Source organism: Roseicella frigidaeris (assembly GCF_003258945.1).
In the GTDB taxonomy this organism is placed as follows: Bacteria; Pseudomonadota; Alphaproteobacteria; order Acetobacterales; family Acetobacteraceae; genus Paracraurococcus; species Paracraurococcus frigidaeris.
Window position 1 is genome coordinate 41,437 of record NZ_QLIX01000024.1, and the last position, 14,665, is coordinate 56,101.

Consider the following 14,665-nt stretch of genomic DNA (forward strand, 5'->3'; position numbering starts at 1 on the left):
AAGGCGGCCCGTACCGCTTGGCGCGCGGGGACGCCGCGGCGCGGCAGCTCAGCCGGTGCGGGCGAGCGGCGGCGCGCCGGGCCGCGGCGGGGCGGGCCGTTCCAGCCGCTCGAGCTGGGCCCGGGCCGCCGGCCCCATCAGCCCGCGCATGACGCGGCGGAATCCCTCCACCGCGACCGGCCCGGCCTCCCGATAGGCCTGCATCACCCATTCGCGCTGCCGCTCGAAGAGCCGCCGCTCCAGCGCCTCGCCCGTCTCGGTGAGCGACAGCAGGCGCTGCCGCCGGTCGTTGCGCCCGGTCGCCTGCAGCACGTAGCCCTGCTCGATCAGCGGCGTCAGCACGCGCGCCAGCGACTGCTTGGTGATGCCGAGGATGCCGAGCAGCTCGCCGACCGTGATGCCCGGCCGGCGGCCGACGAAATGCAGCACGCGGTGATGCGCCCGGCCCATGCCGAGCTCGGCCAGGATCTGGTCGGGCCCGGCGGTGAAGTCGCGGTAGCCGAAGAAGAGCAGGTCCTGGGCGAGGCGCAGCTCCTCCTCGCGCAGGAAGAGCAGGTTGCGGCCGGCCCCCACCGGAGCCCCGACCTGCGGCTCCGCCCCCGGCTTGTCCGTCTGATCCGGCATGGCTGGCATGCTGCGCCGTCCGGCCTCCTATTGGGTCAGTAAGATTGACACATTTTTCCAATGAGGTCTAGTTTGGCTCCCGTCAAGCAAGGATATTGCGGAGAGCGCGGTCATGGCGTTGGTTCCTTACGGTGATACGGATCGCCTGCCCAGCCCCGGCGGCCCCGTCCGCGGCCCCGCGCGGCGCCGGCCGCGAGTCGCCGGCCGCCTTCGGGCCTGATATTGGCGGCCGCCCCCGGCACCCCCGGTGCCCCGCGGCGCGGCGCCCTCCCCTCCCCCGATCCCGCCGGCCGCCCGCCGGCACCATGAAAGGACCGCACGCATGGCCGACTTCCCCATCACCCGCACCAGCCAGCCGAAGCCGAAGCCGGCGGATGAGGGCCTCGCCTTCGGCAAGCTGCTCACCGACCACATGTTCCTGATGGACTACACCGAGGGCAAAGGCTGGCACGCGCCGCGCATCGTCCCCTACGGGCCGATCAGCATGGACCCGGCGACGACCGTGCTGCACTACGGCCAGGCGATCTTCGACGGGCTGAAGGCCTTCCGCGGCGCCGATGGCCGGGTGCGGCTGTTCCGCGCCCAGCGGCATGCCGAGCGCTTCGCCCGCTCGGCGAAGATCATGTGCATGCCGGAGCTTCCCGTCGACCTCATCCGCGAGAGCTTCGACGCGCTGGTGAGCGTGGACCAGGACTGGGTGCCGCGGGCGCCCGGCACCTCGCTCTACCTGCGCCCGACCATCATCGCCACCGATGTCATGCTCGGCGTGCATCCGGCGCACAGCTACCTGTACTTCCTGATCCTCTCGCCGGTCGGCAGCTACTACAAGGAGGGGGTGAAGCCGGTGCGCATCCTCGCCTCCGACACGCATGTGCGGGCGGTGAAGGGCGGGCTCGGCGAGGCGAAGACGGCGGCCAATTACGCCGCCAGCCTGGCCGGCCAGCGCGACGCCGAGGCGGCCGGCTACACCCAGGTGCTCTACCTCGACGGCGTGCAGCGCAAATACCTCGACGAGGTGGGCACGATGAACATCATGCTCCGCATCGGCGACGAGGTGATCACCCCGCCGCTCGCCGGCACCATCCTCGACGGCGTCACCCGCAACAGCGCGCTGACCCTGATGCGCGACTGGGGGCTCCGCGTCACCGAGCGGCCGATCACCATCGACGAGGTGATGCAGGCCGGCCGCGACGGCAGGCTGCAGGAGATGTGGGGCACCGGCACCGCCGCCGTGGTCTCGCCGGTCGGCACGCTCGGCTACCGGGGCGAGGACGTCACCATCAATGGCGGCCGCACCGGCGAGCTGACGCAGAAGCTCTACGACACCATCACCGGCATCCAGTACGGGCGCGGCAACGACCCGCACAACTGGACCAGCCTGGTGCCGGCGCCGCGAGGCTGATCCGGCCGGCGGGGAGGCGGCCATGGCGGATGCCGCATGGCTCGCCTCCGCGGCCGGCTTCGCCCTGGCCATGGCGGCGTCGCCGGGGCCGAACAACATGCTCGCCGCCACGGCCGCGGCGAATTTCGGCCTGCGGCGCAGCCTGTCCCAGGTGATCGGGGTCTCGCTCGGCTTCCCGGTCATGCTGGTCCTCGTCGCCCTCGGCGCGGCGACGCTGCTGCAGGCGGTGCCGGGGCTGCTGCTCGGCCTGCGCTGGCTGGGCGCCGCCTGGATGCTGTGGCTGGCCTGGCGCATCGCCACCGCGGCGCCGGCCGCGCCCGTGGCCACCCCCATGGCCGCCCCGATGACCGGGCCGCGCGCGCAGCCGATGACGGTGCTGCAGGCGGCGCTGTTCCAATGGGTGAACCCCAAGGCCTGGATCATCGCTGGCGGCGCGGTGGCCGCCTATACCGGCGGCGGGGTGCTGGCGGATACGCTGATCCTCGCGCTGCTCTTCGCCGTGGTCAGCTTCGCCAGCCTGCTCGGCTGGGCGGCGCTCGGCCTCGGCACGGCGCGGCTGCTGCGCGGCCCGGCGGCGCTGCGCTGGTTCAACCGCGCCATGGCGGCGCTGCTGGTCGCCTCGCTGGTGCCGCTGCTCGCCGGATAGCCTTGGTCTCACGGCGCCGGGTCGAGGCCGGTCTCGTGGATCACCGGCCAGGCCGCCGGCGAGCGCAGATAGGCGACCAGCGCCGCCGCCGCCTCGGGCTGCTCCGCCCGGATGGCAAGACCGGCGGAGAAGGCGGTGACCCGCTGCAGCGCATCCGGCAGCGCGCCGACATACGCCGCCCCGGGCACGCCGAGGATCTCGCTCACCTGCTGCAGCCCGACCGCCGCCTCGCCGCGCGCCACCACCGCCGCGACACGCTCGCTCAGGATGCGCCGCGCCTTGGGCAGCACCTGATCGGCGATGCCGAGGCGCTGCACCAGCTCGGTCGAGACATAGACGCCGCTGGCGCTGGCCGAATAGGCGATGGAGGGCGCCTCCAGCAGCATCCGCGCCACCGCCTCGGGCGTGGCGATGTCGGGATGCGGCGCGCCGGCGCGCACCGTCACGCCGATGCGCGAGAGGACGAGGTCGGTGCGGCTGCCCGGCCGGACCTGGCCGGCGGCGATGAGCGCATCCACCGCCTCGCCGGCGATGATGACGAGATCGGCCGGCTCGCCGCGCGCCAGCCGGTTCGGGATGGCATCCGGCGCGTTGCCCATGGAGGCGCCGAGGGCCAGCGCGACGTGATGGCCCGAGGCGCGCTCGAATTCCGGGATCAGCCGCTTCAGCGCGGCGGTGAAGCCGCCCGAGCACATCACCCGGATCTCCGCCGCGGCGGCGAGGCCGGGCAGCAGCGGCAGCAGGGCGATGGCGGCCAGCAGGCTGCGGCGGATGCGGCGCATGACGATCCTCCCCGATCATGGCGGCCGCCATTCGGCACCGCCGGCGCCCCGGCGGCAAGCCATGCACCGGATCAGCCGAAGGCGCGGATGGCCAGCCAGCCCCCGACCAGGCCGAGCGCCGCCTGGATGACGGTGCGGAACCGCGCCTCCGGCATGGCGCGCCGGAGCCGCGTGCCGATCGCCATGCCGAGGGAGGCCGGCAGCACGCCGATCAGCGAGGCGAGGCCGAGATCCGGCGGCAGCAGCCCGGCCCCCGCCATGCCGAGGGCGAGCGTCAGCGTCGCCAGCAGCGCGGCGAGGCCGAAGCCCTGCACGAAATGCTGCGATGGCAGCCGGAGCGCCGCCAGATAGGGCGCGGCCGGCATCAGGAAGCTGCCGGTCATGCCGGCGAGCAGGCCGGAGGTGCCGCCGACCAGCGGCGAGAGCCAGCGCTCCCGCGCCGCGCCCGGCGGCGGCAGCGGCCGGCCGGTGAGGGCCAGCCCGGCCGAGAGCAGGAGCAGCAGGCCGAGCAGGCCGGAGAGGGTCTGCGCATCCGCCCGGGCGAGGATGCCGGCGCCGGCGAGGGTGCCGAGCATGCCGGCGAGGAGGAAGCCCCAGAGCCGACGCAGCACCGGCCGCAGCGCCGGGCCGACCAGCGCCTGCCAGACATTGGCGGCGAGCGTCGGCACCAGCATCAGCGCCATGGCCTCGGGCAGCGGGCGGGTCAGCGCCAGCAGGGCGAGGGTGACCGTCGGCAGGCCGAAGCCGGCGATGCCCTTCACGAAGCCGGCCAGGGTGAAGCTGCCGAGGACGAAGGCCGATTCGGCGAGGTCGAAGCTGGTCATCCGGCGGGAGCCTATACCAACGGGCCGGAGGCCGGGCCGGGCGAGGCCATGCCGGCCTCCGCACCGATGCATCCTGTCTGGTGGCATCCGGGCCGAGGCCTGTAGGCTCGCCCCGGGGAGCGCAGACGTCGCGGGCCGATCGCCACGAGGATGGCGCGCGTCGATACGCCATCGCCATCGGGCACTCCGCCGAGCGCTCTCCCGTGCCAGGAGGGAGAAGACGACATGTGCGAGGACCAGACCACCGCGCCCGTGCAATACATCTTCGCCGCGCGCGACCCGGTGCATGGCGGCGCCTCGGATCTCGAGCCATGGGTCACCGACGGCACCGCCGAGGGCACCCATCTCCTGCTCGACATCGTCCCGGGGACGGGCGGCAGCTCGCCCAGCGGCTTCACGGCGCTCGGCGACGGCCGCGCGGTCTTCACGACGCGCGACGGCACGGACTGGATCACGGACGGCACCGCCGAGGGCACGACGCCGCTGCCCGCCACCCTCCCCGCCCTGACCGGCGGCAGCGTGGCGGCGCTCGGCGATGGGCGCTTCCTGCTCGCCCTCGACGATGGGATGCACGGCACCGAGCCTGTGATCACCGATTTCACGGCGGCCGGAACCCGCCTTCTCGCCGACCTCAACCCGGGTCCGGATGGCAGCGCCCCGGCCCTGTTCACGGCGCTCGGCGACGGCCGCTTCGTCTTCAGCGCCAGCGACCGCAGCCCCGCCAGCGCCCCGCCGGCCGGGGGCGAGGGCGAGGGCGTTGGCCGCGAGCTCTGGATCAGCGACGGCACGGCCGGCGGCACGCATCTGCTGGCCGACATCAACCCAGGCGCCGCGTCCAGCGATCCGGGCGGCATCACGCTGCTCGGCGACGGGCGGTTCCTCTTCACCGCCGATGACGGCACGCATGGCGAGGAACCCTGGATCAGCGACGGCACCGCCTGCGGCACCCATCTCCTCGCCGACATCCAGGCCGGCGCCGGGCGCTCCACCTTCGGCAGCGGCTTCACCGCGCTCGGCGACGGCCGCTTCATCGTCACGGCCGATGACGGCATCCACGGGCTCGAGCCCTGGATCACCGACGGCACCGCCTGCGGCACGCATCTGCTGGCCGACATCAATCCCGGCCTTCTCGACGGCGTCCGGATCCTCACCTCCTATCTCGTGCTCGAGGACGGTCGCGTCCTCATGACCGGGGATGACGGGATCCATGGCCTCGAGCCCTGGATCACCGACGGCACGGCCGAGGGCACCCGCCTGCTCGCCGACATCCAGGCCGGCGGCGCGGATGGCGCCAGCGTCTTCGCCAGCGCCTTCTACACGGCGCTCGGCGATGGCCGCGCCCTGTTCGCGGCCAGCGATGGCCTGCATGGCCGGGAGCCCTGGGTCACCGACGGCACCACCGGGGGCACGCAGCTGGTGATGGATATCCATCCGGGGGAGGTCGGCAGCGACACGCTCATCGTCGGGCCGCTGGCGGAGGGCCGCGTGCTGCTGCGCGCCGACGATGGGGAGCACGGCATCGAATTGTGGTCGACCGACGGCACGGCCGAAGGCACCGCGCTGGTGAAGGACATCTGGCCAGGCAGCTTCAGCAGCATGGCGCTCTTCTTCACCCGCCTCACCCCGATGGATACGGATGCCTGGGGCGCCTAGCAGGCTCGGCGGAGGGCGATCGCACAGACCGGCGGCCGTTGATGGCGGCCCATCGACGGCCGCCTCCGACGACCGGTCCGCCCGTGTCAGCCGGCCAGCGCCGCCTCGATCGCCTGCACCAGCTCCGGCGCATCCGGCGCCACCCGCGAGCCGAAGCCGCGCACCGTGCTGCCGTCGCGCGCGACCAGGTATTTGTGGAAATTCCAGCCCGGCGGCCCGCCGCCGCGCTCGGCGAGGAAGCGATAGAGCGGCACCGCCGCCGCGCCGCGCACCGCCGAGACGGTGGTCATCGGGAATTCGACATTGTAGGTGGCGTCGCAGAAATCCTTGATCGTCTTGTTGTCGGAGGATTCCTGGTTGAAGTCCTGCGAGGGCACGCCGAGCACCACCAGGCCGCGCGGCCCGTAGCGCTCGTGCAGCCGCTCCAGCCCGGCATATTGCGGCGTGAAGCCGCAGAAGCTCGCCGTGTTCACCACCAGCACCGGCTGGCCGCGATAGCGGGCGAGCGGCAGGGGGCCGCCCTCGATGGCCTCCAGGGTGAAGTCGGCGAGGCTCGCCCCCGCCGCACTCCCCGCGCCGCCGGCCATCAGCGCGCCCCCGAGCAGCAGGCCGGTGCGTCGCCCGATCTCAGCCATACCGTTCCTCCAGCCAGGGATCGCCGTTGTTGTGGTAGCCGCGAACCTCCCAGAAGCCGGGCCGGTCCTCGCGCAGCAGCTCGATCCGCGTCACCCATTTCGGGCTCTTCCAGAAGTACAGGCGGGGGATGACGACGCGCACCGGGCCGCCATGCTGGCGGGTCAGCGGCCGGCCCTCCCAGCTATGGGCCAGCAGCACCTCGTCGCGGATGAACTCGGCGAGCGGGACGTTGGTGGTGTAGCCGTCATAGGAGGTGAAGGCGACGAAGCGGGCCTCGTCCTTCACCCGCGCCGCCTCGACCAGGTCGCGGGCGCGCACCCCCTGCCAGCGGTTGTCGTAGCGGCTCCATTGCGTCACGCAATGGATGTCGTTGACCAGCTCGGCCTGCGGCAGGGCCATGAACGCGTCGAGCGTCAGGCGCAGCGGCGCCTGCACCAGCCCCTCCACCCGGAGCCGCCAGCGGTCGCGCGCCACGTCCGGCTGCACGCCGAGATCGAGCACCGGCCAGTCCTTCACCAGGGTCTGGCCGGGCGGCAGGCGCTCCCGGGTCGCGGTGCCGCCGAGGGGATAGGCCTCGCCGGTCAGCAGCCGGCCCTCGCGGGCCCAGGCCTGCTTGGTCTCGATCAGCTTCTCCCGGACCTTGCCGGTCAGGGGGACCGCCTCCTCCGGGGAGGGGCTCTCGGGGGTCTCGTCGGGGGCCATCGCGCTCTCCTGCACCCCCTTAGGTGCCAGCCGCCGCGGCGGTTGCAAGCCCCCGGGGCCGCCTACCCCTTCGCCCGCATCAGCCGCGCCTTGTCGCGCGCCCAGTCGCGGGCCGCGATGGCCGCGCGCTTGTCGTGCTTCTTCTTGCCCTCGGCGAGGCCGAGCAGCACCTTGGCGCGGCCGCGGTCGTTGAAATGGATCTGCAACGGCACCAGCGTCGTGCCGTCCCGGGTGATGCTGCCGATCAGCTCCCGCACCTGCTTGCGGTGCAGCAGCAGCTTGCGCGGGCGGCGCGGCTCGAACCGCGCCACCACGCTGCCCGCCTGCCATTCCGGGATGGTGCAGTTGAACAGCCACATCTCGCCGTCGCGCTCGCCGGCCCAGGCCTCGACGAGCGTCGCCCGGCCGGCGCGCAGCGATTTCACCTCCGGCCCGACCAAGGCGAGGCCGGCCTCGATCGTCTCGCCGATCGTGTAGTCGTGCCGCGCCTTGCGGTTCTGCGCGGCGATGCCGTGCGAGATGAGGGTCTTCTTCTTGTCCTTGGCCATGCGATCTACCGGGAAGGGGTTGGTCCGGCCGGGGAAGGCCGTGCCGCCCCCGACCGCCTCAGTTCAGCAGCCCGACCGAGACCATCGCCTCGCGCACCCGCAGCTTGGTCGCGGGCTGCGCCGGGGCGAGGGGCAGGCGGCAGCGCTCGGCGGTCTTGCCGAGCAGGCTGGCGGCATACTTCACCGGGCCGGGCGAGGTCTCGGCGAAGAGCGCGTCGTGCAGCGGCAGCAGCCGCTCCTGGATCGCCTGCGCCTCGCCGACCCGGCCCTCGCGCCAGGCGCGCTGCATCTCGGCGCAGAGCCGTGGCGCGACATTGGCGGTGACGCTGATGCAGCCGACCCCGCCGGCGGCGTTGAAGGCGAGCGCGGTGTGGTCCTCGCCCGAGAGCTGGATGAAATTCTCGCCGCAGGCGCGCTTCGTGTGCAGCGGCCGCACCAGGTTCGCCGTCGCGTCCTTCACGCCGACGATGTTCCGGTGCTTGGCCAGTCGCGCCATGGTCTCGACCGACATGTCGATGACGCTGCGCGGCGGGATGTTGTAGATGAAGAGCGGCAGGTCCACCGCATCGGCGATAGCGGTGAAGTGCAGCACCATCCCCTCCTGCGTCGGCTTGTTGTAGTAGGGCGTCACCACCAGGCAGGCATCGGCGCCGGCCTGCTTGGCATGGCGGGTGAAGTCGATCGCCTCGGCGGTGCTGTTGCTGCCGGTGCCGGCGATGACCGGCACGCGGCCCCGCGCCGCCTCGACGCAGAGCTCGACCACCCGCTTGTGCTCGGCATGGCTCAGCGTCGGGCTCTCGCCGGTGGTCCCCACCGGGATCAGCCCCTCGGTCCCCTCGCTGATCTGCCACTCCACCAGCTCGACGAAGGCCTTCTCGTCCAAGGACCCGTCGCCACGCATCGGCGTGATCAGCGCGACCATCGATCCCTTGAACATCTGGCGTTCCTCCGGAAGGGCCTGCGGCGGCCGGGCTGGACGGGCGCTCCGCCGCCCTCCCGGGCGGGGCGCGACGGCCGGCGCCATCAGCGACGCGTGAACCTAGTCACCGGCGCCCGCAGCGGCAAGGGCGCGGCCCCATGATCGGTCACACATCGGTACCGGAAAGCGCCTAAGCTCGCCGCATGCGCCGCCGCTCCCTCCTCGCCCTGCCCGCCCTGCTCGGCGCGCCCCTGCTGCCGCTCGGGCTTCGGGGCGACGCCACCGCCCAGCCGCTCGCCGCGGACCCGGCCGCCGCCCGCGCCGCCGGGCGCCAGGCCCTCGCCCTGGCCGGGGCGCAGCGCTGGGCGGAGGCGGAGGCTGCGGCCCAGGCCGCCGAGCCGCCGATCCGCGCCTATGTCACCTGGCTGCGGTTGCAGCAGCGCGGCCAGGCCACCGGCGCGGCCGAGGTGGTGGGCTTTGCCCTCGCCCGGCCGGACTGGCCGGGCCAGGAGACGCTCGGCCGCCGGGCCGAGGAGCTGCTCGCCGCCGAGCCCGATGACGAGCTCGCGGCGCAGTGGTTCGCCGCCCGCGCGCCGCGCAGCCTCGATGGCTACCAGCGTCTGGCCGATGCCCTGACCCGCGCCGGCCGCCCCGGGGAGGCGGCGCAGGTGCTGCGCACCGGCTGGGCCGAGGCGCCGGCCGATCCCCTCGCCGAGCCGGCCTTCCTGGCGCGCAACGCCGCCCTGCTGACGGCGGCCGAGCAGGCCCGGCGCTTCGACCGGCTGGCGCTGGCCCGCGACTTCGCCGGCGCCTCGCGGGTGCTGCCGGCGCTCGACCCGGCGCGGCAGGGCGCGGCCTCGGCCCGCCTCGCCTATGCGGCCGACCGGCCGGAGGCCGACAGCCCGGAGCTTGCCGCCGCGGCGCCGGGCGATGCCGCCCTCACCCTGGAACGCGCCCGCTGGCTGCGCCGGCGCGAGCGGGATGCCGAGGCCGCCGCCGCCTTCGCCGCCGGCACCCGCCAGATCCCCTTCCCCGAGGCCCCCATCGCCCTGGCCGCCTGGCCGGAGCGGAACATCCTGGCGCGCAAGCTGATCCGGCTCGGCGATCCGGCCGCCGCCTATGGCGTCGCCGCCGGCCATGGCATCCGGGCGCCGGGCGAGGCGCGGCAGGATGCCGAGTTCCTCGCCGGCTTCATCGCGCTCGGCCTGCTGCGCGACGCGCCGCGGGCGGAACGGCACTTCGCCCGCCTGGGCGAGGACAGCCGCAGCGTCATCACCCGCGCCCGCAGCCATTACTGGCAGGGCAGGGCGGCGGCGGCGCAGGGCGCCGGCGGCCGGGCCCGGGCGCAGTACCAGGCGGCGGCGGCCTTCCCCCTCGCCTTCTACGGCCAGCTGGGGATCCTCGCCCTCGGCGAGGACGGGGCGCTGCTCGGCGCCCGCATCGCCCGCGCCCCGGTGCCGCAGCCCGGCGCGGCGGAGGAGCGGGCGCTGCTGGCGCGCGAGCCGGCGCAGGTGGTGCTGGCGCTGGCCGAACTCGGCGAGGCGAAGCGGGCACGGCCCTTCCTGCTGCGGCTCGAGGACCTCGCGGCCGATCCGGCGGAGAAGCTGCTGGTGGTGCGCCTGGCGCACCGGATCGGCCGGCCCGACCATGCGGTCTGGGTGGCGCGGCGGGCCGGGGCGAGCGGGCTGATGGCCGGCGCCGATGCCTGGCCCAACCCCTACCCGCCGCCGGCCGAAGGGCCGGAGCCGGCGCTGGTCCTCGCCATCTCCCGCCAGGAGAGCAATTTCGACCCCGAGGCGGTCTCCTCGGCCAATGCCCGCGGCCTGATGCAGCTCCTGCCCTCGACCGCCACGGGTGTGGCCAAGCGGCTCGGGCTGCGGCATCAGGTGGCCATGCTGACCACCGACACGGCACACAACATGCGCCTCGGCGCCGCCTATCTGGACGAGCTGCTCGCCCGCTTCGGCGGCACCCGGCCCTTCGCCATCGCCGGCTACAATGCCGGGCCGAACCGGGTCGACGAATGGCTCGGCACCTATGGCGACCCGCGCAGCGGCAGCCCCGCCATGCTCGACTGGATGGAGCTGATCCCCTTCTCCGAGACCCGCAACTACGTGCAGCGGGTGATCGAGAACATGGCGATCTACCGGGCCTTCGACCCCGCCACGGCGGCGCTCGAGCACCCGATGACGCAGTGGATGCGGGCTGCCGGCTGATGCGGCCGCAGCGTCGGTTCTTCAGCGCCCGCGACGGGCTGCGCCTGTCCGCGCTCGACTGGGCGGGCCCGCCGGGCCGGCCGGCGGCGACGCCGCTGCTCTGCCTCTCCGGCATCTCGCGCTCCTCGCTGGATTTCGAGGCGCTGGCCACCGGCCTGGCCGCGGAGCGGCGGGTGGTCGCCCTCGACTATGCCGGCCATGGCGAGAGCGACCGCGCCGCCGAGCCCGCGCGCTATGCCGGGCCGGAGGCGGTGCAGGACGTGCTGGACGCCGTGGCGGCGCTCGGCCTCGATCGGGTGGCGCTGCTCGGCACCAGCTTCGGCGGCGTGCTCGGCCTGGCGCTGGGCACGCTGCGGCCGGGGCTGCTGGCCGGGCTGGCGCTGAACGACAGCGGGCCGGCGCTGCAGCAGGGCGGCCTCGAGAGCATCCGCGACATCATCGGCCGCGACCCGGGCTTCGCCAGCCGCGAGCAGGCGATCGCCTTCCTGCGGCGGGTGCTGCCGCCGCTCGGCATCGCCGAGGCGGCCTGGCCGGAGGTCGCCGAGCGCACCTACCGGCAGGGCGCGGACGGGCTCTGGCATCCGCGCTGGGACATCCGGATCGTCGACATCCTGCCGCGCGCGCCGGGGGCGACGCCGGATCTCTGGGGCTTCTTCCGCGCCCTGCCGGCGGTGCCGCTGCTGCTGGTCTGGGGCCAGGAGAGCACGGTGCTCACGGCGCCGACGGTGCAGGCGATGCGGGCGGCGCGGCCGGAGATGACGCTCTGCTCGCTGCCGGGGATCGGCCACGCCCCCTCCCTCGGCGAGCCGGCCGCCCGGGCGGCGATCGCGGCCTGGCTGGCCGCGATGCCGTGACGCGGGGCGTGGCGGCGCGGGCCACGGCCCGGCGATGAGGCCGGTGCAGCGCGCCGCCTGGCTGGTGGCGACCCTCGGCGGCATCGGGCGGCTGCGGCCGGCGCCCGGCAGCTGGGGCTCGGCGGCGGTGCTGCCGGCGGCGCTGCTCGGGCCGGGCTGGTGCCTCGGCCTCGGCCTGCTGCTGACCCTGCTCGGCTACTGGGCCTCGCTCCGGCTGCTCGGCGAGGATGCGCCGGCCGATCCGGGCTGGGTGGTGGTGGATGAGGGGGCGGGGCAGCTCCTGACGCTGGCCGCCCTGCCGGCCGGGGCCGGGCTGCCCGGGGTGGCGCTGGCCTTCCTGCTCTTCCGGCTGTTCGATATCACCAAGCCGGGCCCGGTGGGCTGGGCCGACCGGCAGCACGGCGCGCGCGGCATCATGCTCGACGACCTGATCGCCGGGGGGTTGGCGGCGCTGCCGCTGCTGGCGCTGCGCGGCCTGCTGCCCGCGGGGATGCTGTAGGGGGAGGCCGGGAATGCTGCCGTCATCGACGCTCGAGGAGGCGAAGGCGCTGCTGGCGCTGCTGGAGGCGCGCGGCCTCACCCTCGCCACCGCCGAGAGCTGCACCGGCGGGCTGATCGCCGCCGCCCTCACCCATGTGCCGGGCAGCTCGGCCGCCGTCACCCATGGCTTCGTCACCTATTCCAACGAGGCGAAGCGCGACGTGCTCGGCGTGCCCTGGGGGGTGCTGGAGGGCTATGGCGCGGTCAGCGACAGCGTCGCCCGGCGGATGGCCGAGGGGGCGCTGGCCCGCAGCGGCGCCGGCATCGCGGTGAGCTGCACCGGCATCGCCGGGCCGGGCGGCGCGACGCCGGGCAAGCCGGTCGGCCTGGTGCATCTCGCCGTGGCGATGCCGGGCGCGACGCGGGCGGTGCGCCGGATCTTCCCCGGCGACCGCGCCGCGGTCCGCGCCGCCACCGTCGCCGAGGCCTTCGCCCTGGTGCGCGGCATGGTCGGCTGACATCGCCCCGAGGCGCCTCCCGCTGCCCTGCCGCGGCTTGGCCGCGGCAGGCTATGACGGCTCTGGGGCCCAAGGAGACTCACGGGGCCCCCACGAAACCGCGCAGCGGCTTCGTGGGGAAATATCTCGGGGCCCCCGCGGCGGCGCGCAGCGACGTCGTGGGGACTACAATAGCGCCGCATAGGTGAGCTGGCGCATGGCATAGCGATACTGGGTGCGGTCCGAGGCGCCCTGCAGCAGCAGGATGGCGAACAGCTCCTCCTGCGGGTCGATCCAGAAATAGGTGCCGAAGGCGCCGGTCCAGAAATAGTCGCCGACATGGCCCGGCACCGGGCTCCGCCCCGGCATGGTCCGCACCGCGACGCCGAGGCCGAAGCCGTAGCCGACCTCCGGCGCCGGGGCGAGGCCGCCGAAGATGCGCAGCAGGTTGGGCCCGAAGCCGATATCGGGCGGCAGGTGGTCGGCGGTCATCAAGGCGACGGCGCTGCGCGAGAGCAGCCGCGCCGCGCCGAGCCGCCCGCCCCCCAGCAGCATCTGGCAGAAGCGGGCATAGTCGGCCGCGGTCGAGACCAGCCCCTGCCCGCCCCAGAGCCAGCGCGGCCGGCGCTCCACCGGGAACATCGCCTGCCGCACCCCGGTGACCGGATCGACCTGCGCCGCCGCCAGCCGGTCGCGCTTCTCCGGCGGCACCCAGACATCGGTATCCGCCATGCCGAGCGGATCGAGGATGCGGCTGCGGAAGAAGGCCTCCAGCGACTGGCCGGAGGCGACCTCGACCACCCGGCCGAGCACATCCGTCGCATGGCTGTACTCCCAGACCCGGCCCGGCTGGTGCATCAGCGGCTGGCGCGTGAGGTTGGCGATGAACGCCTCGCCGCTCTGGCCGATATCGTTCACCTTGGCCGCGACATAGGCCTCCTGCACCGGATGCGCCCCGGCGCCGCCCGGGATGGGCAGGGCGCCATAGGCCAGCCCGGCGGTATGCCGCATCAGGTCGATCACCAGCGGCTCGCGCTGCATCGGCGCGCGCTCCAGGCCGACGGTGAGCGTGGCGAATTCCGGCAGGTAGCGGCTGACCGGATGCCAGAGCATCAGCCGCCCCTCCTCGACCAGCTGCATCGCCGCGACCGAGGTGACGGGCTTGGTCATGGAGGCGATCTGGAACAGCGAATCCAGGCGCATCGGCGCGCCGGCCTCGCGGTCGCGGAAGCCGATGGCCTGCTCGAAGGCGAGCCGGCCGCCACGGCCGATCGCCACCACCGCGCCCGGGATGCGGCCGGCATCGACCTCGGCCTGCAGCCAGGCGCCGAGCCGGGCCAGCGCCGCGCCGGACAGGCCGGCCTCCTCCGGGCGCCCGGCGCGCGGCAGGATGGCACCCTCCCCGGTTGCGGCAACGTCCTGCGGCATCGTGCTGTCCCTCATCCCTGGCCCCGCGATGCTCCGCGTCCCCGGCGGGGCCGATCAAGCATCGCGTCAAGCATCGCCGAGGCGGAAGGCATCGGCGATGCGCCGCACCGTGCCATCGGCGGCGACCAGCAGGACATCGAAGCGGATGCCGGCGGCGCCATGGCCGGGATGCCCGGCCAGCCAGCATTCGGCGGCGCCGGCGAGGCGGGCGCGCTGGCGTGGGCCGAGGGCGAAGGCGGCCTCGGCCAGGCTCGGCCGCGCCTTCACCTCGACGAAGGCGAGCAGCCCCTCGCGCTCGGCGACGAGGTCGAGCTCGCCCGCCGGGGTGCGGATGCGCTGGCCAAGCACCGCCCAGCCCTCGGCCGCCAGCGCCGCGGCGGCGGCCCGCTCGGCCTCGCGGCCGGCGAGGTCGGCGCGGGCGCCGCGGCGCTGCCGGCGGGGTTCGGGCACCGGC

General features: G+C 74.6%; 16 protein-coding genes. 7 read left to right on the top strand and 9 right to left on the bottom strand.

All coding sequences use genetic code 11. From position 1 onward, the window contains the following. Positions 1–48: 48 nt before the first annotated feature. Positions 49–624 carry a MarR family winged helix-turn-helix transcriptional regulator gene (locus DOO78_RS21865; RefSeq protein WP_207803009.1) on the bottom strand — a complete coding sequence of 192 codons (576 nt, stop codon included), beginning with the start codon at positions 622–624 and terminating at the stop codon, positions 49–51. A 322-nt stretch (positions 625–946) separates the two neighbouring features. Between DOO78_RS21865 and DOO78_RS21870 the strand changes: the two genes are divergently transcribed. Together DOO78_RS21870 and DOO78_RS21875 are read left to right on the top strand one after the other, a co-directional pair. Next, positions 947–2,026: a branched-chain amino acid aminotransferase gene (locus DOO78_RS21870; RefSeq protein ID WP_111472004.1), complete on the top strand. Its 1,080-nt coding sequence runs from the start codon at positions 947–949 to the stop codon at positions 2,024–2,026. Positions 2,027–2,048: 22 nt separating this feature from the next. Continuing rightward, positions 2,049–2,672, top strand: a complete 624-nt coding sequence (locus DOO78_RS21875; RefSeq protein WP_111472005.1) for a LysE family translocator — start codon at positions 2,049–2,051, stop codon at positions 2,670–2,672. An 8-nt stretch (positions 2,673–2,680) separates the two neighbouring features. Here DOO78_RS21875 and DOO78_RS21880 read toward each other — a convergent pair whose 3' ends face one another. Together DOO78_RS21880 and DOO78_RS21885 are read right to left on the bottom strand one after the other, a co-directional pair. Next, positions 2,681–3,454 (bottom strand): substrate-binding domain-containing protein, encoded by a 774-nt coding sequence (locus DOO78_RS21880; protein WP_111472006.1) that lies wholly within the window; start codon positions 3,452–3,454, stop codon positions 2,681–2,683. Between the two features lie 71 nt (positions 3,455–3,525). After that, positions 3,526–4,278 (bottom strand): sulfite exporter TauE/SafE family protein, encoded by a 753-nt coding sequence (locus DOO78_RS21885; RefSeq protein WP_165839028.1) that lies wholly within the window; start codon positions 4,276–4,278, stop codon positions 3,526–3,528. Positions 4,279–4,503: 225 nt separating this feature from the next. Here DOO78_RS21885 and DOO78_RS21890 point away from each other — a divergent pair, with 225 nt between their 5' ends. Further along, the gene (locus DOO78_RS21890; RefSeq protein ID WP_165839029.1) at positions 4,504–5,931 is read left to right on the top strand and encodes a hypothetical protein; all 1,428 of its coding nucleotides are present in this window, start codon (positions 4,504–4,506) and stop codon (positions 5,929–5,931) included. An 86-nt stretch (positions 5,932–6,017) separates the two neighbouring features. Here DOO78_RS21890 and DOO78_RS21895 read toward each other — a convergent pair whose 3' ends face one another. From DOO78_RS21895 to dapA, 4 genes are all read right to left on the bottom strand, one after another. Beyond that, complete coding sequence (locus DOO78_RS21895) at positions 6,018–6,566, bottom strand: glutathione peroxidase (RefSeq protein ID WP_111472008.1); 549 nt, start codon at positions 6,564–6,566, stop codon at positions 6,018–6,020. Continuing rightward, positions 6,559–7,269, bottom strand: coding sequence for a sulfite oxidase-like oxidoreductase (locus tag DOO78_RS21900; protein WP_111472009.1), 711 nt, complete (start codon positions 7,267–7,269; stop codon positions 6,559–6,561). The genes DOO78_RS21895 and DOO78_RS21900 overlap by 8 nt, the downstream gene beginning before the upstream one ends. Positions 7,270–7,331: 62 nt before the next feature. Next, positions 7,332–7,817: an SsrA-binding protein SmpB gene (gene smpB / locus DOO78_RS21905; RefSeq protein ID WP_111472010.1), complete on the bottom strand. Its 486-nt coding sequence runs from the start codon at positions 7,815–7,817 to the stop codon at positions 7,332–7,334. 58 nt (positions 7,818–7,875) lie between these two features. Beyond that, the gene (dapA, locus tag DOO78_RS21910; protein WP_111472011.1) at positions 7,876–8,754 is read right to left on the bottom strand and encodes a 4-hydroxy-tetrahydrodipicolinate synthase; all 879 of its coding nucleotides are present in this window, start codon (positions 8,752–8,754) and stop codon (positions 7,876–7,878) included. Between the two features lie 185 nt (positions 8,755–8,939). Between dapA and DOO78_RS21915 the strand changes: the two genes are divergently transcribed. The 4 genes from DOO78_RS21915 to DOO78_RS21930 are packed head-to-tail and all read left to right on the top strand — an operon-like array spanning position 8,940 to position 12,804. Continuing rightward, positions 8,940–10,952 carry a lytic transglycosylase domain-containing protein gene (locus DOO78_RS21915; protein WP_111472012.1) on the top strand — a complete coding sequence of 671 codons (2,013 nt, stop codon included), beginning with the start codon at positions 8,940–8,942 and terminating at the stop codon, positions 10,950–10,952. After that, positions 10,952–11,806 (top strand): alpha/beta fold hydrolase, encoded by an 855-nt coding sequence (locus DOO78_RS21920; RefSeq protein ID WP_128080114.1) that lies wholly within the window; start codon positions 10,952–10,954, stop codon positions 11,804–11,806. Before DOO78_RS21915 ends, DOO78_RS21920 begins: the two co-directional genes overlap by 1 nt. A 34-nt stretch (positions 11,807–11,840) precedes the next feature. Beyond that, entirely contained in the window at positions 11,841–12,305 is a 465-nt protein-coding gene (locus DOO78_RS21925; RefSeq protein WP_111472014.1) for a phosphatidylglycerophosphatase A family protein, read from the top strand. A gap of 13 nt (positions 12,306–12,318) precedes the next feature. After that, positions 12,319–12,804, top strand: coding sequence for a CinA family protein (locus tag DOO78_RS21930; protein WP_111472015.1), 486 nt, complete (start codon positions 12,319–12,321; stop codon positions 12,802–12,804). Positions 12,805–12,969: 165 nt separating this feature from the next. Here DOO78_RS21930 and DOO78_RS21935 read toward each other — a convergent pair whose 3' ends face one another. Beyond that, a complete protein-coding gene (locus DOO78_RS21935; RefSeq protein ID WP_111472016.1) occupies positions 12,970–14,211 on the bottom strand; it encodes a serine hydrolase domain-containing protein in 1,242 nt (413 codons plus the stop codon). 66 nt (positions 14,212–14,277) lie between these two features. Beyond that, on the bottom strand, positions 14,278–14,661 hold the full coding sequence (locus tag DOO78_RS21940) for a YraN family protein (RefSeq protein ID WP_243634725.1): 384 nt from the start codon (positions 14,659–14,661) through the stop codon (positions 14,278–14,280). Between the last annotated feature and the right edge of the window lie 4 nt (positions 14,662–14,665).